Genomic DNA, 19,591 nt, shown 5'->3' with positions numbered 1-19,591 from the left:
CTTAGTAAACGTCGTGCTTGTGTGCCTTGGAGACAGGCTGCTTTTGCGAAGACTGGGCTTGCTCGGCCGGGTCCTGATCTTCATCGGGCAGGTACAGCGGGCCTTTCTGACCGCAGGCCGAAACGAGACAGGCAACCGCGACGAGCGCAGCAAGGGAAGAGATCAGGCGCTTCATGGCGAAATCCTTGAATATGCGTTAATTGCGCCGGAGTATACCGGCCACCCGGCAGCTTGCCTATGCGACGGAACTCCCGTCCGGCGGGGCTCGGGCTGTGTAGAGGAAACTTTTCCTGCATGACGGGTGCATATTTCGTCGCCGGGCAGGGCGCTTGGTCGTTATCCTTTGCAATCGGCTGGCAGCGACCGTATCTTGCGGCGCTTGAGCCTGATAAGACATTTTTTGAGGTTGCCGCAATGAGTTTGTCCGAAGCCCGTTTCCACGATCTGGTCGATGAAACCCAGGAAAAACTGGAAGACATCTTCGACGACAGCGACCTGGACATCGACATGGAGAACTCGGCCGGTGTGCTGACCGTCAAGTTCGAGAACGGCACCCAGCTGATCTTCAGTCGTCAGGAACCGTTGCGTCAGCTGTGGCTGGCCGCTGTGTCCGGTGGTTTCCACTTCGACTACGACGAAGAAAGCGAACGCTGGATGTGCGACAAGAGCGAAGAGCAGTTGGGCGAGATGCTCGAACGCATCGTCAAGCAGCAGGCCGGTACCGAATTCGATTTCGAAGGCTTGTGATTTCGTGACTGACACCGCTCCCGCCCGTCCGCCGAAGCCGCTCTACAGTAACGTCAGCCCGGCCGTGCCTTCGCCGTGCACCGGTGTGTGTCGGCTGGATGAGCGGAAGGTCTGTCTCGGCTGCATGCGGCATGTCGAAGACATCCGTGAATGGCGCTCGGCCGATGACGAGCGCCGCCGGGTAATCTGCGCGCAGGCGATACAGCGCAGGCAGCGCTCCGGGACGTAGCTTGTATATTTTTTGAGCTGTGATAGTGTCCGGAAACGCCTCAACCCATCGAGGCCTGGTGAAAACCCCGTCTTTTGTGGCGGGGTTTTGCTTTTTTTGTGTGCAGAAGAAAGGAGTCTGCCCGGATCATGACCGCACCTTCCATCACCCTTACCCGTCTGGACGTGCAACGTCTGGAGCGCCTGATCGACAGCCTGGATGACACGCTGCCGGGCGTGATCGCGCTGCAAACCGAACTGGACCGCGCCGATACCCTGGTCGGCCACGATGAAGTGCCTGCCGATGTCGTGACGATGAATTCCCGTGTGCACTGCCGAGAAGAGAGCAGCGGCAAGGACTATCACCTGACTCTGGTCTACCCGAAGCACGCCAACGCTGACGAAGGAAAGGTATCGATCCTGGCTCCGGTCGGCAGTGCGCTGCTGGGCCTGAAGGTTGGTCAGCACATCGACTGGCCGGCACCGGGTGGCAAGACCCTGAAACTGACCCTGCTGGAAGTCGAATCGCAGCCGGCCAACGGCGGCGATTTCCCGGAGTAACCCCGCCTCAGACCTGCTCGAGCGCCTCGTTCAGAGAGCGTTCCAGGTCGGCCTTGTAGCGCAGATACAGATTGCTCGAACCCTGCCCGTCACCGATCACACCCGAGAGGTCGAGGTCGGTGATGTAGCAGCGGTAACGCTCGGTTTCCCGGCGCTGCCCGACAATTTCCCGCGCGACCACGCTGAACAGCTGGTCGCCATGTTCCAGTTCGCTGAACTCCCGCTGATTGCAATACAACGTGACCTGCACCTCGCCCGGTGCGGCTTTGCCGATGATCGCCTGCACGTCGTAGAACGGTTTGTTGACTGGCGTCTGCGGTGCTGGCCGCATTTCGACCCGTCGCGCGCGTCCCGGTCCTGATGGCAATAACTGGTAATACAAGATTTCAAGGCTGGCAGGCTGGCTCGACGCCATCGGCAGCAGCGCTTCGCGCCGGAACTGGATCGATTGCAGGAATCGCTGCAACGGCACCAACAGGCTTTGCTCGTCGTGATAGGGCAAGTGTTGTTGCCACAGTGCATTGAATTCGTCGAGCACGTACAGCTCGGCCGTTTGTTCGGTGATCCGGTAGAACACCTGAATGGATTCGGGCTGACCCATTGGCAGGATCAGCGCCAGGTCGTGGTCTTCCAGCGCCATCGGGTCCAGGTGCAGCGGACTGTAGCGCGGCTGTTCCTCGCCCAGGTAATCGAGCAGTGCCGGCAGGGTGGCGAGAGCGACATGGCTGACCTGGCCCGGCACCAGTTCCAGCACGTGATAGTGCTGCTGCACCTGGATCAGGTAGCGGTGATTCAAGTCGCTGAGCAACAGGTTCTGCGCGGTGTCGACGATCTCTTCCACCCGGCGGGCGATGAATTGCGCACGGTTGTGGCAGAAGCAACGCACTCGCAGCGATGGTTGCTGTGGTCCGCGCGGCAGGTTGTTGAGGTAATCGCGCAGGCAGTCGAGCAGCGCATGCGGCCCATCGAAGCGGTTGACCAGCACTTCGTTCCAACTGTTGAGCGTGACCTGATCGAGGGTCAGCACGAGGTTCTCGCGCACGCCGGCATAGCTCAGGGAGTCTGTGCGCTCGGTGGTCATCAGGATGTTCAGGTCGCGATGATGCTTGAGCGGATCGACCCCGACATTCACCAGTATCAACACCTCGCTCGGCACGCTGGCGTGCAGCAGCGGTTCTTCGGCGACGGTTGGCAAAGGCAGGGCGATGCTTTGCTGCAGGCTGCCGAGCAGATTGAACAGCTCGAACTCGCTCAAATCGCTGGTGCCGGGATGCAGGGCCAGGCGAGTGCTGCTGTCGATCACGCCGTTACGATGGCACCAGGTCAGCAGTTCCAACAGCTGGCGGCTGCGCTTGATCGGTGCGAAGTGTTCCCACTCCAGCGCCGTCAGGCTGCCGTTGTACAGGCCCCAGTGGGTTTGCCCCGGCTCTTTTTTGTTCGGCGACTGCACTAGGGTCAGAGTGTCTTCGGCCAGATCCGGGGCGATGCCGGGGTTGATGAACTCGACCTTGTCGGCCTTGCGCTCGAACGCGGCGTACAGTCGCCGGCCGAGCACATTCAGATCACGTTTGTTGATCAGGCTGACGGTCTGCTCGGTGCGGGCGAACTGGGTGAGGAAGCGGTAGCTGTAATTCAATTCGTTGACCAATGCCCGGCGCTCGGCGCTGACCTGACGGACTTTCCACTGACTGCGGCTGTCGAGCAGCGCCAGTTGTCGCTGGTCCCAGTGCCATTCGCTGGCCAGCCTTTCCAGCAGCGAACGCTGCCAGCTCTGGGTGCGGATGGTGCCGGTAAGCTTGCGGTTGACCTTGAGGTACAGTGCCCGACGCACCAGTTCAAGTCGTTCCGGTTCGTTGCGTGCGGTGAGGTATTCCTCGATACGGCGGTAAACCACCATGTACGGGTCCAGCTCGTCGAGGTCCAGCCGGTTGGCGAATACCGCCTGCTTGAAGCGCAGGCTCAGGCACTGCACTTGCGGGTGCTCGCTGGCGTAGACCTCGATCAGCAACAGCTTGAGCACCGACTTGTAAGGCGACTCTATGCCCTTGAACAACTGCCACAACCCGGCGCCCACAAACTCGCCCGGCGGAATGTGTGCCAGTGGGCCAAGGTCGAGGGTTTCATCGTTGCGGATGAAACGCTTGGACAGCAGCGTGTGGGTGTACTGATCGTAGGCACGCTCTTCGTAGACCGGCACCAGCCACCAGATCGGCGTGCGCCCGGCCAGCCAGATCGCGGTGCGGTAGAACTCATCCAGCAGCAGGTAATGCTGGGTGGTGCCGCAATCCTCGGAGCTGAGCTGGGTGTCACGTTCGCCTTTGACGAAGCGTGCCGGGTCGATCAGGAAGAAGTGCGCCTCCGCGCCCTGGCTCGCGGCCCAGACTTCAAGCAACTGGCACTTTTTGCGCAGCTCGGCGAGTTCACTGTCGCTCAGGTCGGGTGCGTGGCAGACCCACACGTCCATGTCGCTCTGGTCAGCCTGGGCCAGGGTGCCGAGACTGCCCATCAGGAACAGCCCGTGAATCGGCCGTGGCGGATTACTGCCGTGGCGCGGCTTGTAGGAAAACGAGCGCGTCAGGCGCTGGGCTTCGGCGAGTGCATCGGCGTCCGGTTCGTAATTCGACAACCCGGCCGGTGTGCTGCCCGAGACATAACCGGGTAACAGCGGGTGATTGACGTGGAAAAACAGCGGCAGCAAGTTCAGCACGCTTTGTTGACGCGTCGACAGACCTTCCAGCGCCCGGTTCAGGCGGCCTTCGTTGAGTTTGAGAAAGCGTGCGCGCAGCTGGCTGAGTACCTTGCGGTCGATTCCCTCGTCCAGGTCGGGGCGGATTTCATGGGTGCGGGTCATGTCGACTCAAACCGGCTCGCAGGGCTCGGAGGCAGAGGGTCACGGAATGCGGGGGAGTTTAGCGCCTGTGCAGTGCGAGCATTAAGCTGAATTTGTTTTTTTGACGCCAGATTTCTACCGCGTGGCGATGGCTTGCAGCCGGGCTGGCCCGCGGAAATCCCGTGGCAGAGGTTTCCGTGGGCGAAGTCGGGAGGATCAGGCGGTTTGTTGCTCTTTCAGAATCGTCAGTACGGTTTGCACATTTTGTGCGGCATCGCGACCGAGGCTGGTCAGGTAACCGCCATCAGGCTGGTCTGTCAGTTCTTTTTCAAACAGGCGTTGTGCGGCGGCAATGTGCTTCGGGGCAGCGGTCTGATGAATTTTCAGACCTTCCTGGGAACTGTCCAGGTTGAAGAGTGCGAGGACTTCCAGTTCGGCAACCAACTCAGGGGTAAGCGACATAAGGACTCCAGACTTTCTAGGAATTGGACGACAGCGCCCCTAAGGTGAACCTGCCGGCGCGGCCTGTCCAGTGTGCGCCAGGGTTTTTGTCTCGGGGGTGGATTCCAGTGTAGTCAGGGGCCGGGAGAAGGCCGCAGAGATGGGTGACAAATTGTGTGGGAGCAGAGCTGCTCCCACATCGGGGTGCCCGGTTACGGCTTTTCCGGTGGCAACTCGGGCAGTGCACGAAGGGCTGCTTCGTACCATTCGGTATTGAATGCGCGGTCGTCATCGAGCATGGCGTCGATCTCGTAAGCCAGCACGTGGGCCATCAGGTTAAGGATGTCCTCACGCTCGTAACCGACCAGGGTCAGCTTGTTGAACGTCGCCTTGGCCGCTGGCGGGTTGTCGCTTTCGATCTGGTTTTCGATGGCTTCGATCAAAGTGCTCTCGGTGAACTCTTCTTCGTCGTTATCGATGTCTGTCGGCTCGCTCATGGCAGGCTCCTCTAGGAAAGGCGCCAGTTTACCCGCATTCAGCGGCGTGATGCTGCTGGCAGGAATCCCCGGAGCGATCTATAAACAGGCACTGCCCACCCCGCACGGCCTGGAGGCTATGTGATGTTCAAGCTCTACGGATTCTCAGTCAGCAACTACTACAACATGGTCAAACTGGCGTTGCTGGAAAAAGGCCTGCCGTTCGAAGAAGTCACGTTCTATCCGACCCAGACTCCAGAGTCTTTGAAGATCAGTCCCCGCGGCAAGGTGCCGGTGTTGGGCACGGAGCGGGGTTACATCAACGAAACGGCGGTCATCCTCGAGTTCCTCGAAAGTACTGGCAAGGGTGTGTCGCTGCTCCCGGTCGACGCGTTCGAGCGTGCGCAGGTGCTGGCGCTGGCCAAGGAAATCGAGCTGTACATCGAACTGCCGGCCCGGGCCTGCTTCGGCGAAGCGTTTTTCGGCGCGGTGCTGCCTGAAGCGATCAAGGAAAAGTCCAGGACCGAACTGCTGCTGGGGTTCGCCGCGTTGGGTCGCCATGGCAAGTTCGCTCCCTATGTGGCGGGCGACAGTCTGAGCATTGCTGACCTGTACTTTCTTTACAGCGTGCCGCCGGCGATTGCGGTTGGGCATAAGCTGTTCGGACTGGATTTGCTGGCGGAGATGCCGAAGGCCAAGGCGCTGCTGGAGCGGCTTGAGCAGAATTCGCACGTGCAGAAGATTGCTGCGGACAAGGACGCGGCGATGCCGGCGTTTTTGGCGATGATCGCTGCGAAGAAGTAAGTTTTTTAGTGCTTTCGAGATAGCTTTCGCGAGCAAGTCCGCTGCCACACTTGATCTCGATTGGACACCATTCGGTGTTCGCAGCAGATCGAATGTGGGAGCGGGCTTGCTCGCGAAGCTTTGGCTTTTAGCGGCTGGCGATCAGCGCCTGCCCGCGAGCAACAGCAGCCTTGACCTGCGCCGGCGCAGTGCCGCCGATGTGGTTGCGGGCATTCACCGAGCCTTCCAGGGTCAGCACGGCAAACACGTCCTGCTCGATCTGGTCGCTGAACTGACGCAGTTCTTCCAGGCTCATTTCCGCCAGATCCTTGCCGGTGTCGACGCCGTACTTCACGGCGTGGCCGACGATTTCGTGGCAGTCACGGAACGGCAGGCCACGGCGCACCAGGTAGTCGGCCAGATCGGTGGCGGTGGAGAAACCACGCAGCGCCGCTTCACGCATGATCGCGTGTTTCGGTTTGATCGCCGGGATCATGTCGGCAAAGGCACGCAGCGAATCGCGCAAGGTGTCGGCGGCGTCGAACAGCGGTTCCTTGTCTTCCTGGTTGTCCTTGTTGTAGGCCAGTGGCTGGCCTTTCATCAGGGTCAGCAGGCCCATCAGGGCGCCGAACACGCGGCCGGTCTTGCCGCGTACCAGTTCCGGCACGTCCGGGTTTTTCTTTTGCGGCATGATCGAGCTGCCGGTGCAGAAACGATCCGGCAGATCAATGAACTGGAACTGCGCACTGGTCCACAGCACCAGCTCTTCGGAGAAGCGCGACAGGTGCATCATCGCGATGCTCGCGGCCGAGCAGAATTCGATGGCGAAGTCACGGTCGGACACGTTGTCCAGCGAGTTGCCGCCGACGGCGTCGAAGCCCAGCAACTGCGCGGTGTATTCGCGGTCGATCGGGTAGGTGGTGCCGGCCAGCGCGGCGCTGCCCAGCGGCATGCGGTTGGTGCGCTTGCGGCAGTCGACCAGGCGTTCGTAGTCGCGGCTGAGCATTTCGAACCAGGCCAGCATGTGGTGCCCGAACGTCACGGGCTGGGCGGTCTGCAGGTGAGTGAAGCCCGGCATGATGCTGCCGGCTTCGCGCTCGGCCTGCTCCAGCAGGCCTTTCTGCAGGCGGGTGATTTCGGCCAGGATCAGGTCGATCTCGTCGCGCAGCCACAGGCGGATGTCGGTGGCGACCTGGTCGTTGCGGCTGCGGCCGGTGTGCAGCTTCTTGCCGGTGACGCCGATGCGGTCGGTCAGGCGTGCTTCGATGTTCATGTGCACGTCTTCGAGGTCTACGCGCCAGTCGAACTGGCCAGCCTCGATTTCACCCTGGATGGTCTTCAGGCCATCGATGATGCTGTCGCGCTCGGCATCCGTCAGCACGCCGACCTTGGCCAGCATGGTGGCGTGGGCGATCGAGCCCATGATGTCGTGGCGATACAGGCGCTGGTCGAAAGTGACGGAGGCGGTGAAGCGGGCGACGAAGGCGTCGACGGGTTCACTGAAGCGGCCGCCCCAGGACTGATTGGTCTTGTCAGTGCTCATGAATTCGCTCGTATCGGCTTGAAGAAAGTAGGCGTGAAACGCTGGCGCGGATAATAACAGGGTTGCCAATCCTGTCGCTGACACTGGTCGATACGTTTTTTTCTCATGTCGGGGTTCATAGTCGCCGCCGGTTCCGGGGGATTTGCTCAAGGATATTTTCCGATTGAGCAATATCGGCCCGGCGAGCGTCTACAGTAGGACTAAGGGTCGGCGCGACTGCGGATCGCGCAAAGGTCTGGTCGCCGACTATAAGAAGAGAGGGGTGGGTGTATTGACCATCGGCATACCCTGCGTAAAACGCAGACAGCGACGAGCTTTGAGCAGTGCGTTCCGGGTGTCGGCAAATATTGCCGGCCGACGTACGGCACTTTTTGGCGCTCGCGCTAGTCTTAGCGTGGATCGCGGTGACGGACGTCACTCCACTTGTCTACGCTATCCTTGTGCGAGACTCACGCAGGAATCCAGCGCAATATGAATGTCCTGATCGTTGATGACGAACCACTGGCCCGCGAGCGCCTCGCCCGAATGGTGAGCGAGCTCGAGGGCTACACAGTCCTGGAGCCAAGCGCCACCAATGGCGAAGAGGCGTTGGCACTGATCGACAGCCACAAGCCGGATATCGTGCTGCTCGATATCCGCATGCCAGGCCTCGATGGCCTGCAAGTCGCTGCCCGCCTGTGCGAACGCGAAACCCCGCCCGCCGTGGTGTTTTGCTTTGGTATCGATGAATTTGCCTTGGAGGCCCTTCAGGCAAGTGCCGTGGGCCATGTGGTGAAACCCGTGCGAACCGAACATCTGCAGGAAGCCCTGAAAAGGGCTGAACGTCCGAATCGGGCTCAGCTTTCGGCCCTGACTCGTCCAGCCGCCGAAAGCGGCACCGGCCCACGCAGCCACATCAGCGCCCGAACCCGAAAAGGCATCGAGCTGATCCCGCTGGACCAGGTGGTGTACTTCATTGCCGACCACAAATACGTGACCTTGCGCCATGAAACCGGTGAAGTCCTGCTGGACGAGCCACTCAAGGCCCTGGAAGACGAATTTGGCGAACGCTTCGTGCGGATCCACCGCAACGCGCTGGTGGCTCGCGACCGCATCGAGCGGCTGCAGCGCACACCGTTGGGTCACTTCCAGTTGTTCCTCAAAGGCCTGAATGGTGATGCGTTGATCGTCAGCCGCCGCCATGTGGCGGGCGTGCGCAAAATGATGCAAGGGCTTTAATCCGCAGGCGTCGGACGGCTCTCAACTCTTTTCACCAGGCATTGCCGGCCAGGGAGGCCACGCCGTTTCTGATTCAGGTCAAAGTGGATTTGGCTGAGCTGTTATTATCCGCCGTATCTATTCAGTACGGATTGATCCATGTCCTCTCGCGAAATCCGCATCGCCACCCGCAAAAGTGCACTGGCCCTCTGGCAGGCCGAATACGTCAAAGCCCGTCTGGAAGCGGCCCACCCGGGCCTTTTGGTGACGCTGGTGCCCATGGTCAGTCGCGGCGACAAGCTGCTCGATTCCCCCCTGTCGAAAATCGGCGGCAAGGGCTTGTTCGTCAAGGAACTGGAAACCGCGCTGCTGGAAAATGAAGCCGACATCGCCGTCCATTCGATGAAAGACGTACCAATGGACTTTCCTGAAGGCCTGGGACTGTTCTGCATCTGCGAGCGTGAAGACCCGCGTGACGCCTTTGTCTCCAATACCTTTTCAAGCCTCGATGCGTTGCCGGCCGGCAGCATCGTCGGCACCTCCAGCCTGCGTCGCCAGGCGCAACTGCTGACCCGCCGTCCCGACCTGGAAATCCGTTTCCTGCGCGGCAATGTCAACACCCGCTTGGCCAAACTCGATGCCGGCGAGTACGACGCGATCATTCTCGCGGCGGCCGGTCTGATCCGTCTCGGTTTCGAAGACCGCATCACCTCTGCGATCAGTGTTGACGACAGCCTGCCGGCCGGTGGCCAAGGCGCCGTCGGTATCGAATGCCGCAGCGCCGACACTGAAATCCACGCCTTGCTCGCACCCCTGCATCACGCCGATACCGCCGACCGTGTCACCGCCGAGCGAGCCCTCAACAAACATCTGAATGGCGGCTGCCAGGTGCCGATCGCCTGCTACGCCGTGCTCGAAGGCGATCAGTTGTGGCTGCGGGGGCTGGTGGGCGAACCAAGCGGCGGCAAGTTGCTCAGCGCGCAATCCCGTGCGCCGCGTGCGGCAGCCGAAACGCTGGGCGTGCAGGTTGCTGAAGACTTGCTCCGCCAGGGTGCTGCCGACATTCTCAAGGCAGTCTACGGCGAGGCAGGCCACGAGTGACTGCCTGGCGCCTGCTGCTGACGCGCCCCGCCGACGATTGCGGGGCGCTGGCCGAGGTGCTGGCCGGACAGGGGATTTTCAGCAGCTGCCTGCCGCTTTTGGAAATCGCGCCACTGCCGGTCTCTGACACAATGCGTCGCACGATCACCCAACTGCCGCATTACGGCGCGGTGATCGTGGTCAGCAAACCGGCGGCGCGGATCGCGGTGGATTTGCTCGACGCTCTGGGTCTGGCTACTCCGTCGATGCCATGGTTCAGCGTGGGCGCGGCGACCGCGGGTATCCTTCGGGATCGGGGGCTGGATGTGAGCTTCCCGGACGCGGGGGACGACAGCGAAGCCTTGCTGCAATTGCCGCGCCTGCTGGAGGCGGTGGCCGTGCCCGGCTCGCAGGTATTGATCCTGCGCGGGGAGGGTGGGCGTGAGCTGCTGGCCGAGCGCCTGCGCGCGCTTGGTGCTAGTGTCGAGTATCTGGAATTGTACCGCCGTGACCTGCCGGACTATCCGCCGCGGGAACTGCCCCGACGGATCGAGGCGGAACGCCTGAACGGGCTGGTGGTCAGCAGTGGACAGGGTTTTGAGCACCTGCGCCGATTGGCCGGCGAAACTTGGCCAGAGCTTGCGCAGATGCCGTTGTTTGTTCCAAGCCCAAGGGTCGCCGCGCAGGCACATGCCGCCGGGGCCCGAACAGTTGTGGATTGTCGCGGCGCCAGTGCCGCGGCCTTGCTGACGGCGTTACGGGAGCATCCCGAACCCGTTCTCTAATGCAAAGGATGGATACGTGAGCGAAACAGCCTTGCCTAAAGATGACGTTCAACCTGTGATCGATGCACCGGTTGAAGTACCGCCACCGGCCGCTGAACCGCGCCGAGGCAACGGATTGGCCATTGTCGCGCTGCTGCTCGGCGCCGCCGGTGTTGCGGTGGGTGGCTGGGGTGTCTGGCAGGTGCGACACCTGCAAGCCAACACTCAGGAGCAATTGAGTCAGGTGCAGGCATTGAGCGATCAGGCCCAGACCCTCAAGCTCAACGATCAGCGTCTGACCGAGCGCCTCGGGCAATTGCCGGGTGCCGACGAGCTCGCTGATCGCCAGCGTCTGGTGGCGCAACTCCAGGGCGATCAGCAGCGCCTCAATCAACGTCTGGAAACAGTCCTCGGTGCCAGCCGCAAAGACTGGCGCCTGGCCGAAGCCGAGCATTTGCTGAGACTTGCCAGCCTGCGTCTTTCTGCCTTGCAGGACATCAGCAGCGCTCAGGCGCTGGTGCAGGGTGCCGACGAAATTCTGCGCGAACAGAACGACCCGGGTTCGTTTGCCGCTCGCGAACAAGTGGCAAAAACCCTGGTGGCGCTGCGCAGCACCGAGCAGCCTGACCGCACCGGTCTGTTCCTGCGTCTGGGCGCGCTGCGTGATCAGGTTATCGAACTCACTGAGCTGGCGCCTGAGTACAAGGATCGGGGCGATTCGCTGTTGGGGCTGACTTCCGATGGTGACGGTGCCAGTCGCTGGTCGCAGTGGTGGGATCAGATCTCGCGCTACATCCGCATTGATTTCAACGCGGATAAAAACGTTCGTCCGCTGCTCGCCGGTCAGAGCCTGAGCCAGGTGCGCCTGGCCTTGAGCCTTTCGCTCGAGCAGGCGCAATGGGCGGCCCTCAACGGTCAGGCCGCGGTTTATACCCAGGCATTGACTGAAGCGCGGGATGTGCTCAAGGGCAATTTCAACCCGGACAACCCGCAGAGCAAAATCATGCTCGAGCAAGTGGCGGAACTGAGCAAGCAACCGGTCACGGTCGTCACCCCTGACCTGACTGGCACCCTCAGCGCGGTGCAAGCCTATCTTGAGCGACGTAACGTCAACGCTGAAGATTCGGTGAAACCGTTCGCCAAGCCTGCCTCCACCGCGCAGGAGGCCACGCCATGAAGCGCCTGTATGTCATCGTGTTTCTGGTGATTGCTGCGACGGCGGCCCTCGGCTTGGCGATTGCCGAGCATTCCGGTTACGTGCTGGTTGCCTACAAAAGCTTCCGCTATGAGTCGAGCCTGTGGGCAACGCTGGCGCTGGTGGCGGTGCTGTGGCTGCTGATCTGGGGCATCAAGGCGTTGGTCGAACTGGTGTTGACGTCGGGTGGCGTGGTCAATCCCTGGTCGCGCCGCAACCGCAGTCGTCGCGTGCAAGTGGCGATCGAACATGGCCAACTGGATCTGGCCGAAGGCCGCTGGGCCAGCGCCCAGCGTCACCTTTATCGGGCTGCCGAGGCCGAGCGCCAACCGCTGCTGTATTACCTCGGCGCCGCCCGTGCCGCCAACGAGCAAGGCAATTACGAGGAAAGTGATCGTCTGCTGGAGCGCGCCCTCGAGCGCCAGCCTCAGGCAGAACTGGCGATCGCCTTGAGTCATGCGCAACTGCAAACCGACCGTGGTGATACGGAGGGTGCGCTGGTGACTTTGCAGGCGATGCGCGAGCGTCATCCGCATAACGTCCAGACCCTGCGTCAGTTGCAGCGTCTGCATCAACAGCGTGGTGACTGGTCGGCGGTGATCCGCATGCTGCCCGAGCTGCGAAAGGACAAAGTCCTGCCTCCTGCCGAACTGGCCGAGCTGGAGCGTCGTGCCTGGGGTGAGAACCTGTCGCTGGCGGCGCATCGCGAAGAAGACGGCGCGGTGGGTCTGCAGTCGCTCAATCGTGCCTGGCAGCAACTCACCTCGTCGCAGCGTCAGGAGTCGCCGCTGGTCCTGGCTTACGCTGAGCAACTGCGCCAGCTCGGTGCTCAGGTCGAAGCGGAAGAGGTGTTGCGCAGCGCCCTCAAGCGTAAGTACGACAGCCACTTGGCTCGGCTTTATGGCCTGGTGCGTGGCAGTGATCCGACGCGTCAATTGCAAGCGGCCGAGGGCTGGCTCAAGGATCATCCCGCCGACCCGAGCCTGCTGCTGACGCTCGGTCGACTGTGCCTGCAAGCCAGTCTGTGGGGCAAGGCGAGGGATTACCTGGAAAGCAGCCTGCGCACTCAGCGCAACCCGGAAGCCTGTGCGGAACTGGCTCGACTGCTGGCCCGACTCGGAGACACCGAGCGCAGCAACCAGCTGTTCCAGGAAGGTCTGGGGTTGTTGGATGAGCGTCTGCTGGCTGCGCCTCTACCGGTACAGGCACACGCCTGAATGGACGAGGGGGTACGCTCCCTCGCTCATGTTCTCGACTGAATAGTTACCGCTAATTCGCTTCTTACGCAAAGTCCTACAGAGGCCTACATCCTTTCCTCTCAAGTCTGTCGGGATTTCCCTACACTTCTGGTGAAGTGTCGTCAGCGGCCCGCCTTGAAAGGCCTCGCCCCTTTCCTCTACCGTAACTGCCTGTCTTTATTGTTACGGATAACCCATGTCGTTGACCTGCTCACGCTCCCTGTTTTTTATGGCTTTCACGGCGGGAACACTGGCGCTGGGAGCTTCCTATTACCTCGAATACGCGGTAGGTCTGGTGCCTTGCAGTCTGTGCCTGGTGCAGCGGCTTTTCCTGAGTGTTCTCACAGCCTGCTGTGGTGTGGCGGCTGTGCATGGGCCAGGGCGTTTCGGCCTTTCGCTCTACTGGTCCGGTGCGCTGGCGGCCAGTCTCGGCGCGACCATGGCTGCATGGCGACAGGTGCTCCTGCAAAGCGATTCGATGCATCATCTGGCACAGTGCGCGCCCAGCACCGAGGAATTATTCAGCCACCTGCCGTGGCTCTGCGCCCTGGCACGGATGTTCAACGACAGCGAGGATTGCGCGCAATTGTCGTGGACGCTGTTCGACCTGAGCATTCCGGAGTGGAGTCTGCTGTTCTTCGTCGCCATGTCGATCCTTGCGGTTTACCAATTGCTGCGACTGGCCTGGAGCGCTCTGCAGCGACCGCTCAGCGGCGAAGCGTCGCATCAGGCGCTGGTCAGGGATTAAACACTTGTATGAACTTTCTCTCCTGCGTACCTTGAAGCCATAGGCGTGCGGGCATAATCTGGCCCGCACGTGTCATTGGATTTGTGTTGCTCGATGACGCTCTGCCTGGCCGCCTCTCAAAGCAATACCCACAAGAAGGGGCGCGGGATTAGGGCAGCATGACCCACAAGGGAAGAGAGATCGCCATGCTCGAAAGTTGTCAGAATGCTCAGGAACGTTGGGGTGGAGTTCATCTGCTGATCGACCGCTGGCTCCAGGAGCGCGAGGAACTGATCGCTGCCTACGACAAGCTGGGTGCAGAACCTCAGTCACTCTCCGTGGATCGAAAGCCCTTGCAGGAGTTCTGCGGCGTGCTGGTCGATTACGTATCGGCGGGGCATTTCGAAATCTACGAACAGCTGACGGGCGAGGCCAAGGCCTTCAACGACAAGCGCGGCCTGGAACTGGCCGAGACGATCTACCCGCGCATCGATGTCATCACGGAAAAATTGCTCGCCTTCAACGATCTTTGCGATGAAGGCAAATGCGTTGCCGAAAAATTCAAGGAGCTGGGTGGGCTGCTCCACGAGCGCTTCGAACTGGAAGACTGCCTGATCGAAGTGCTGCATACCGCCCACAAGGAAGAGGATTCGGTTCAGGCCTGAACCGACGACCCTGACACAAAAACGGTGCGCCCACAGCGCACCGTTTTTTATTGGGCGATCAACTGGTCGCGCCGCGCAATTCGACTTCGAACACCAGCGGTGTGAACGGTGCGATCAAGTCGCCGGCACCATCGGCGCCGTAAGCCTGATCCGATGGAATCACCAACCGCCACTTCGCGCCCACCGGCATGTTTTGCAAGGCGGTGCGCCATCCGGCGATGACGCTGTCGAGATTGAACCACTGCGGCTGGCTGTTCTGATCGAACACGGTGCCGTCCGGTAGCCTGCCGATATACAGCACCTGCACTTTTCCGTCGGGGCCGGCCTTTGTGCCGTTCCCCGGTGTCAGCTCGGTCAGCAGGATGCCGTCAGCCAACTCTTTCACACCAGGCTTGGCCTTTTCGGCAGTGAGAAAACGTCGCTCGTTTTCCATCGCGGCCTCAGTTGAAGGCATGGCCGCATGCTCGGCCGTCTGCGATTCGTGATCGGCCAGGATCTGTTCGATCCGTGCTTCGCTCAGTGCCAGCGGCTTGCCTTGATAGGCCTGTTGCAGGCCTTCGATCAGGGCCTGGATCTGTAGCTGCGGCACTTCCTGGCGCAGCCGTTCACCGAGGCTGGCGCCGAGACTGTAGGCCAGATCATGAGCATCGTTCGCGGTGTTTTTTTCGTCGGCCTGGGCCGCCGAAAAGATCATGCAGAGGGATAAAAAAAAGTAGCGCGACATGGGCACTCTCCGTCCTGAATTGCGGTGGATTATGCCAGCGCGAAGCTCTGCAACGGTGAACTGCTTTGAGCAATGTGCAGAAGTTTTTCGCAAGCCTGCAACCGAGTGCATTCGATACTGTCAACATGCCCTAGCGGCGGTAGCAGCAGAGGTCTAGTATGAGCCGCACTCACGTCAGCCAGGAGGTAAACCATGTCGGCCACCAAGAAGCCTGTAAATACTCCGTTGCACTTACTCCAACAGCTCTCGGGCAGCCTGCTCGAGCATCTGGAAAACGCTTGCTCCCAAGCCTTGGCTGATGCTGAAAAACTGCTCGCCAAACTGGAAAAGCAACGCGGCAAGGCACAAGAAAAACTGCACAAATCCCGCACCAAATTGCAGGACGCAGCCGCAGCCGGTAAAGCCAAGGCGCAGACCAAGGCCAAGGCTGCCGTGAAGGAACTCGAAGACCTGCTCGATGCGCTGAAGGATCGTCAGTCCGATACCCGCAGCTACATTCTGCAACTCAAGCGCGATGCTCAGGAAAGCCTGAAACTGGCCCAGGGTGTCGGTCGTGTTCAAGAAGCCGTCGGCAAGGCGTTGTCCCTGCGTTCGGCCAAGCCGGCAGCAGCGCCTGCGAAAAAGGCTGCAGCCAAACCGGCTGCAAAAGCACCAGTGAAAGCCGCCGCAAAACCTGCAGCGAAGAAACCCGCAGCCGCAAGCGCTGCGAAACCTGCGGCTAAAACCACAGCTGCAAAACCTGCCGCCGCCAAGCCGGCTGCAGCAAAACCAGCTGCCGCCAAGCCAGCGGCCAAACCTGCCGCGCGCACCGCTGCTGCAAAAGCTGCACCGGCAAGAACTGCAGCGGCCAAACCGGCTGCAAAACCAGCCGCCAAAACCGCCGCTAAACCGGCAGCAAAACCAGCGGCCAAAACTGTTGCTGCCAAGCCTGCGGCCAAAACCGCTGCCAAACCGGTTGCAGCCAAACCCGCTGCCAAAGCTGCAGCGAAACCAGCTGCCAAGCCTGCGGTAAAAGCAGCAGCTAAACCTGCTGCCGCGAAACCCGCCGCCAAACCGGCTGCTGCCAAGCCTGCAACTGCCGCAGCCAAGCCAGCGACCGCCGCTAAACCGGCCGCCAAGCCAGCAGCGAAACCGGCTGCAAAACCTGCAGTGAAAAAACCAGCCACTGCCAAACCAGCTGCAGCAAAACCGGCCACTGCTCCTGCTGCCAAACCTGCCGCTCCGGTCACTCCGGCTGCGACCACAGCACCTGCCGCCCCTACCTCGACCACCGCAACCACGCCATCGTCGGCGCCGGTGTCGAGCGTCGCCAGCAACCCGACCAGCGCTTCCTAAGCACCGGTTGCCGCGACGCGCAGCACTTGCAGCGCGTCGCGGTTCAGGTTGGCCGCACTGCCGGCCAGCACCTCCAGCCAATCACTCGATTCCTTCGAGTTGCGCTTCCAGCCTTGCGCCGCGCCCTCAAGTCGCGACAGCAACGCACGCTCCGCCTCCAGTTCGAGTCCTTTGATCTGTTCACGCATACCCTTGAGCACCGGATCTGTGTCGGCCAGCGTTTTCCACTGTATGCGCAACGCGCGTAACGGTTGAACCACCTCTCGGTCCCAAGGGGCGGTCAGCTGTTGAAGCTGTCGCGCGCGCGCCTCGTCGCAGGTTGCATCGCGCTGTTCCAGCCATAAACCACAGAGCATCAGGCATACATTGACCCCCGCCGATTGCAGGCGCAGGCAGGCATCTTCCACGCCGGGACGGGCGTAGACAGCAAGGGCAAAGCTCCACAGGTCAGAGGACATCGTGCTACTCGCGCCAGTTGCGGGGGAAGCTGGTAGACTCCGCCGCCATTATGATCCGACTTCAGAACCTGACTTTACAGCGTGGCCCGCAACGTCTGCTAGAAGACGCCGAGCTGACCCTGCACGCCGGCCATAAAGCCGGCCTCATCGGTGCCAACGGCGCCGGCAAATCCAGCCTGTTCGCCTTGCTCCGCGGTGAGTTGCACCCGGACTCGGGCGACTGCCTGCTGCCGGCCGACTGGCGTATCGCCCACATGCGCCAGGAGGTCGACACGCTCGAACGCCTGGCGGTCGACTATGTGCTCGACGGTGACCTGCGTCTGCGCGAAGTGCAGCGTGAGCTTGCGGCAGCCGAAGAGGCTCACGACGGCACCGCGCTGGCCCGCCTGCACGCCGAACTCGACAGCGCCGACGGCTACACCGCCGATGCGCGAGCGCGCAAGCTGCTGGCCGGTCTCGGTTTCACCAATGAGCAGATGGATCGTCAGGTAGGAGATTTCTCCGGTGGCTGGCGGATGCGTCTGAACCTTGCGCAGGCTTTGATGTGCCCATCAGACCTGCTGCTGCTCGACGAACCGACCAACCACTTGGACCTCGATGCCATCATCTGGCTTGAAGAGTGGCTGAAAAGTTACCCAGGCACGTTGTTGCTGATTTCCCACGACCGGGATTTCCTCGATGAAGTGGTCGATCACGTGGCCCACGTCGATCAGCGCAAGCTGACCCTCTACCGTGGCGGCTACACCGCGTTCGAGCGCGCCCGTGCCGAGCGTCTGGCCCAGCAGCAACAGGCCTACGAGAAGCAGCAGGCGCAGCGTGCGCACATGGAAAGCTACATCGCCCGGTTCAAGGCCCAGGCCACCAAGGCCCGTCAGGCCCAGAGCCGGATCAAGGCGCTGGAGCGAATGGAAGAGCTGTCGGCGGCCCACGTCGATTCGCCGTTCGACTTCGTGTTCCGTGAGTCGACCAAGATATCCAGCCCGCTGATCGACCTGTCCGATGCGCGCCTGGGTTACGGCGAGAAAGCCGTGCTGGAAAAGGTCAAGCTGCAACTGACCCCCGGCGCGCGGATCGGCTTGCTTGGCCCTAACGGTGCGGGTAAATCGACTCTGATCAAGAACCTTGCCGGTGAACTCGAACCGCTGGCCGGGCGCCTGACCCGTGGCGAGAACACTGTGGTCGGCTACTTCGCCCAGCATCAGCTCGACTCGCTGGACTCCAAGGCCAGCCCGTTGCTGCACTTGCAGCGTCTGGCGCCGACCGAGCGTGAACAAACGCTGCGCGACTTCCTCGGTGGTTTCGACTTCCGTGGCGCACGGATCGACGAGCCGGTGCTGAATTTCTCCGGTGGTGAAAAGGCCCGCCTGGCCCTGGCGTTGATCGCCTGGGAACGGCCGAACCTGTTGCTGCTCGACGAACCGACCAACCACCTTGACCTGGAAATGCGCCTGGCGCTGACCATGGCGCTGCAGGAATTCAGCGGCGCGGTATTGGTGGTTTCCCACGATCGGCATCTGCTCAAGAGCACCACCGACAATTTCTACCTGGTCGCGGACGGCAAGGTCGAGGAGTTCGATGGCGACCTCGAAGACTACGCCCGCTGGCTGGTGGAATACCGTCAGCGCAACGCCCCTGTCAGCAACACGCCGGTCAACCCGGACAAGACCGACAAGAAGGCCCAGCGTCAGGCTGCTGCTGCGTTGCGTCAGCAACTGGCGCCGCACAAGCGCGAGGCCGACAAGCTCGAAGCCGAGCTGGGCAAGTTGCACGAGAAACTCGCCAAGGTCGATGCCAGCCTGGGCGACAGTGACATCTACGAGCCGGCGCGCAAGAACGAGTTGCGCGACCTGCTGGCCGAACAGGCCAAACTGAAGGTGCGCGAAGGCGAACTTGAAGAGGCGTGGATGCAAGCGCTGGAAACCCTGGAAAGCATGCAGTCGGAGCTGGAGGCGCTGTCCTGATGGAAGCGTTCAAGCTGCCGCTGCCGGCGGTGTGGATCGAGCCGATCTGGCTCGGTGTGCAGATTCTGCTGATCCTGCTGGCGGGCTACTTCGCTCAACGCGTCGTCGCTCGCTTCCTGACCCGGCTGGGGGAGAAGTATCCATTCCCTCCGCAGTTGCTGATGCCGCTGCGCGGTGGTTTGCGCTGGCTGATCATGGGCAGCGCGCTGATCTTCGTGCTGGAGCGCCTCGGGGTCTCTGCCACGGTGCTGTGGACGGCGTTGTCCGGCTTCGTCGCCGTCGCGGCGGTGGCGTTCTTCGCCATGTGGAGCGTGCTGTCGAACCTGCTCTGCGCGATTCTGATCTTCACCGTCGGCCCGTTCCGTCTCGGCGATGTGGTCGAACTGGTGGACACCACCGACAAACCCGGCGTCAAAGGTCGGGTGGTGGCGATCAATCTGCTCTACACCACGCTGATCGAAGCCGAAGAACTCGGCACCGGCAGCGCCATGGTGCAGGTGCCCAACAGCCTGTTCTTCCAGCGCTCCGTGCGACGCTGGCGCGGGTCGGATGTGTTCCCTTCCAGTGGTTTCGAAAAGTGATCGGGCGCCGGCCACGTTGGTCGGCAGCCGCAACATCCTGAAAAAAATCGGTAGTCATCCAGCCTGAATCGCATTAGC

21 protein-coding genes are annotated in these 19,591 nt (G+C 61.4%); 14 read left to right on the top strand and 7 right to left on the bottom strand.

The features are described from left to right. Window position 1: 1 nt before the first annotated feature. On the bottom strand, window positions 2-175 hold the full coding sequence (gene lptM / locus ACW9HX_RS08085) for an LPS translocon maturation chaperone LptM (RefSeq protein WP_007951888.1): 174 nt from the start codon (window positions 173-175) through the stop codon (window positions 2-4). 239 nt (window positions 176-414) lie between these two features. Here lptM and cyaY point away from each other — a divergent pair, with 239 nt between their 5' ends. The 3 genes from cyaY (at window position 415) to rnk (ending at window position 1,515) form a co-directional block, all read left to right on the top strand. After that, window positions 415-747 (top strand): iron donor protein CyaY, encoded by a 333-nt coding sequence (gene cyaY, locus ACW9HX_RS08080; protein ID WP_007951887.1) that lies wholly within the window; start codon window positions 415-417, stop codon window positions 745-747. A gap of 4 nt (window positions 748-751) precedes the next feature. Then, window positions 752-976: a DUF1289 domain-containing protein gene (locus tag ACW9HX_RS08075; protein ID WP_457380185.1), complete on the top strand. Its 225-nt coding sequence runs from the start codon at window positions 752-754 to the stop codon at window positions 974-976. Window positions 977-1,104: 128 nt separating this feature from the next. Beyond that, complete coding sequence (rnk, locus tag ACW9HX_RS08070) at window positions 1,105-1,515, top strand: nucleoside diphosphate kinase regulator (protein WP_007951886.1); 411 nt, start codon at window positions 1,105-1,107, stop codon at window positions 1,513-1,515. 7 nt (window positions 1,516-1,522) lie between these two features. Here rnk and ACW9HX_RS08065 read toward each other — a convergent pair whose 3' ends face one another. The 3 genes from ACW9HX_RS08065 to ACW9HX_RS08055 form a co-directional block, all read right to left on the bottom strand. Further along, the gene (locus ACW9HX_RS08065; RefSeq protein WP_457380184.1) at window positions 1,523-4,366 is read right to left on the bottom strand and encodes a class I adenylate cyclase; all 2,844 of its coding nucleotides are present in this window, start codon (window positions 4,364-4,366) and stop codon (window positions 1,523-1,525) included. Between the two features lie 195 nt (window positions 4,367-4,561). Beyond that, window positions 4,562-4,807, bottom strand: coding sequence for a TIGR02647 family protein (locus tag ACW9HX_RS08060; RefSeq protein ID WP_007951883.1), 246 nt, complete (start codon window positions 4,805-4,807; stop codon window positions 4,562-4,564). 191 nt (window positions 4,808-4,998) lie between these two features. Then, window positions 4,999-5,283, bottom strand: coding sequence for a hypothetical protein (locus ACW9HX_RS08055; RefSeq protein WP_085708931.1), 285 nt, complete (start codon window positions 5,281-5,283; stop codon window positions 4,999-5,001). Between the two features lie 123 nt (window positions 5,284-5,406). Here ACW9HX_RS08055 and ACW9HX_RS08050 point away from each other — a divergent pair, with 123 nt between their 5' ends. Next, window positions 5,407-6,066 (top strand): glutathione S-transferase family protein, encoded by a 660-nt coding sequence (locus ACW9HX_RS08050; protein WP_457380183.1) that lies wholly within the window; start codon window positions 5,407-5,409, stop codon window positions 6,064-6,066. A 127-nt stretch (window positions 6,067-6,193) separates the two neighbouring features. Here the strand turns inward: ACW9HX_RS08050 and argH are convergent, their stop codons facing one another. After that, entirely contained in the window at window positions 6,194-7,588 is a 1,395-nt protein-coding gene (gene argH / locus ACW9HX_RS08045; protein ID WP_457380182.1) for an argininosuccinate lyase, read from the bottom strand. Window positions 7,589-8,059: 471 nt separating this feature from the next. Here argH and ACW9HX_RS08040 point away from each other — a divergent pair, with 471 nt between their 5' ends. The 7 genes from ACW9HX_RS08040 to rsd all read left to right on the top strand — a co-directional run bounded on the left by ACW9HX_RS08040 (window position 8,060) and on the right by rsd (window position 14,454). After that, window positions 8,060-8,806 (top strand): LytR/AlgR family response regulator transcription factor, encoded by a 747-nt coding sequence (locus ACW9HX_RS08040; protein ID WP_457380181.1) that lies wholly within the window; start codon window positions 8,060-8,062, stop codon window positions 8,804-8,806. 138 nt (window positions 8,807-8,944) lie between these two features. Further along, window positions 8,945-9,886 (top strand): hydroxymethylbilane synthase, encoded by a 942-nt coding sequence (hemC, locus tag ACW9HX_RS08035; protein ID WP_457380180.1) that lies wholly within the window; start codon window positions 8,945-8,947, stop codon window positions 9,884-9,886. Further along, a complete protein-coding gene (locus ACW9HX_RS08030; protein ID WP_457380179.1) occupies window positions 9,883-10,650 on the top strand; it encodes a uroporphyrinogen-III synthase in 768 nt (255 codons plus the stop codon). The genes hemC and ACW9HX_RS08030 overlap by 4 nt, the downstream gene beginning before the upstream one ends. Window positions 10,651-10,666: 16 nt before the next feature. Next, window positions 10,667-11,806: a uroporphyrinogen-III C-methyltransferase gene (locus ACW9HX_RS08025; RefSeq protein ID WP_457380178.1), complete on the top strand. Its 1,140-nt coding sequence runs from the start codon at window positions 10,667-10,669 to the stop codon at window positions 11,804-11,806. Then, window positions 11,803-13,041, top strand: coding sequence for a heme biosynthesis HemY N-terminal domain-containing protein (locus ACW9HX_RS08020; RefSeq protein ID WP_457380177.1), 1,239 nt, complete (start codon window positions 11,803-11,805; stop codon window positions 13,039-13,041). Before ACW9HX_RS08025 ends, ACW9HX_RS08020 begins: the two co-directional genes overlap by 4 nt. A 217-nt stretch (window positions 13,042-13,258) precedes the next feature. Then, window positions 13,259-13,810 carry a disulfide bond formation protein B gene (locus ACW9HX_RS08015; RefSeq protein WP_457380176.1) on the top strand — a complete coding sequence of 184 codons (552 nt, stop codon included), beginning with the start codon at window positions 13,259-13,261 and terminating at the stop codon, window positions 13,808-13,810. A 185-nt stretch (window positions 13,811-13,995) separates the two neighbouring features. Next, on the top strand, window positions 13,996-14,454 hold the full coding sequence (gene rsd, locus ACW9HX_RS08010) for a sigma D regulator (RefSeq protein ID WP_085731442.1): 459 nt from the start codon (window positions 13,996-13,998) through the stop codon (window positions 14,452-14,454). Between the two features lie 58 nt (window positions 14,455-14,512). Here rsd and ACW9HX_RS08005 read toward each other — a convergent pair whose 3' ends face one another. Next, complete coding sequence (locus tag ACW9HX_RS08005; protein ID WP_457380175.1) at window positions 14,513-15,178, bottom strand: FKBP-type peptidyl-prolyl cis-trans isomerase; 666 nt, start codon at window positions 15,176-15,178, stop codon at window positions 14,513-14,515. 192 nt (window positions 15,179-15,370) lie between these two features. Between ACW9HX_RS08005 and ACW9HX_RS08000 the strand changes: the two genes are divergently transcribed. Next, a complete protein-coding gene (locus ACW9HX_RS08000; RefSeq protein ID WP_457380174.1) occupies window positions 15,371-16,513 on the top strand; it encodes an AlgP family protein in 1,143 nt (380 codons plus the stop codon). On the opposite strand, the gene ACW9HX_RS07995 is transcribed toward ACW9HX_RS08000, so the two are convergent. Next, complete coding sequence (locus tag ACW9HX_RS07995) at window positions 16,510-16,971, bottom strand: TIGR02444 family protein (RefSeq protein ID WP_457380173.1); 462 nt, start codon at window positions 16,969-16,971, stop codon at window positions 16,510-16,512. The two genes, ACW9HX_RS08000 and ACW9HX_RS07995, sit on opposite strands and share 4 nt — an antisense overlap. A gap of 50 nt (window positions 16,972-17,021) precedes the next feature. On the opposite strand from ACW9HX_RS07995, the gene ACW9HX_RS07990 reads away from it, so the two are divergent. Continuing rightward, the gene (locus ACW9HX_RS07990; protein WP_457380172.1) at window positions 17,022-18,932 is read left to right on the top strand and encodes an ATP-binding cassette domain-containing protein; all 1,911 of its coding nucleotides are present in this window, start codon (window positions 17,022-17,024) and stop codon (window positions 18,930-18,932) included. Further along, window positions 18,932-19,513 carry a mechanosensitive ion channel family protein gene (locus ACW9HX_RS07985; protein WP_085708945.1) on the top strand — a complete coding sequence of 194 codons (582 nt, stop codon included), beginning with the start codon at window positions 18,932-18,934 and terminating at the stop codon, window positions 19,511-19,513. The genes ACW9HX_RS07990 and ACW9HX_RS07985 overlap by 1 nt, the downstream gene beginning before the upstream one ends. Window positions 19,514-19,591: the final 78 nt, after the last annotated feature.

The organism is Pseudomonas sp. SDO52101_S400, from assembly GCF_054071635.1.
The sequence above is the reverse complement of the archived record's forward strand: the minus strand, read 5'-3'. Positions and strand labels throughout refer to the sequence as shown.

Excerpts from the sequence above, each read along its gene's own strand:
- lptM (WP_007951888.1), bottom strand. The coding sequence starts at position 175 with ATGAAGCGCCTGATCTCTTCCCTTGCTGCGCTCGTCGCGGTTGCCTGT.
- cyaY (WP_007951887.1), top strand. The coding sequence starts at position 415 with ATGAGTTTGTCCGAAGCCCGTTTCCACGATCTGGTCGATGAAACCCAG.
- rnk (WP_007951886.1), top strand. The coding sequence starts at position 1,105 with ATGACCGCACCTTCCATCACCCTTACCCGTCTGGACGTGCAACGTCTG.
- ACW9HX_RS08065 (WP_457380184.1), bottom strand. The coding sequence starts at position 4,366 with ATGACCCGCACCCATGAAATCCGCCCCGACCTGGACGAGGGAATCGAC.
- ACW9HX_RS08060 (WP_007951883.1), bottom strand. The coding sequence starts at position 4,807 with ATGTCGCTTACCCCTGAGTTGGTTGCCGAACTGGAAGTCCTCGCACTC.
- ACW9HX_RS08055 (WP_085708931.1), bottom strand. The coding sequence starts at position 5,283 with ATGAGCGAGCCGACAGACATCGATAACGACGAAGAAGAGTTCACCGAG.
- ACW9HX_RS08050 (WP_457380183.1), top strand. The coding sequence starts at position 5,407 with ATGTTCAAGCTCTACGGATTCTCAGTCAGCAACTACTACAACATGGTC.
- argH (WP_457380182.1), bottom strand. The coding sequence starts at position 7,588 with ATGAGCACTGACAAGACCAATCAGTCCTGGGGCGGCCGCTTCAGTGAA.
- ACW9HX_RS08040 (WP_457380181.1), top strand. The coding sequence starts at position 8,060 with ATGAATGTCCTGATCGTTGATGACGAACCACTGGCCCGCGAGCGCCTC.
- hemC (WP_457380180.1), top strand. The coding sequence starts at position 8,945 with ATGTCCTCTCGCGAAATCCGCATCGCCACCCGCAAAAGTGCACTGGCC.
- ACW9HX_RS08020 (WP_457380177.1), top strand. The coding sequence starts at position 11,803 with ATGAAGCGCCTGTATGTCATCGTGTTTCTGGTGATTGCTGCGACGGCG.
- ACW9HX_RS08015 (WP_457380176.1), top strand. The coding sequence starts at position 13,259 with ATGTCGTTGACCTGCTCACGCTCCCTGTTTTTTATGGCTTTCACGGCG.
- rsd (WP_085731442.1), top strand. The coding sequence starts at position 13,996 with ATGCTCGAAAGTTGTCAGAATGCTCAGGAACGTTGGGGTGGAGTTCAT.
- ACW9HX_RS08005 (WP_457380175.1), bottom strand. The coding sequence starts at position 15,178 with ATGTCGCGCTACTTTTTTTTATCCCTCTGCATGATCTTTTCGGCGGCC.
- ACW9HX_RS08000 (WP_457380174.1), top strand. The coding sequence starts at position 15,371 with ATGTCGGCCACCAAGAAGCCTGTAAATACTCCGTTGCACTTACTCCAA.
- ACW9HX_RS07995 (WP_457380173.1), bottom strand. The coding sequence starts at position 16,971 with ATGTCCTCTGACCTGTGGAGCTTTGCCCTTGCTGTCTACGCCCGTCCC.
- ACW9HX_RS07990 (WP_457380172.1), top strand. The coding sequence starts at position 17,022 with ATGATCCGACTTCAGAACCTGACTTTACAGCGTGGCCCGCAACGTCTG.
- ACW9HX_RS07985 (WP_085708945.1), top strand. The coding sequence starts at position 18,932 with ATGGAAGCGTTCAAGCTGCCGCTGCCGGCGGTGTGGATCGAGCCGATC.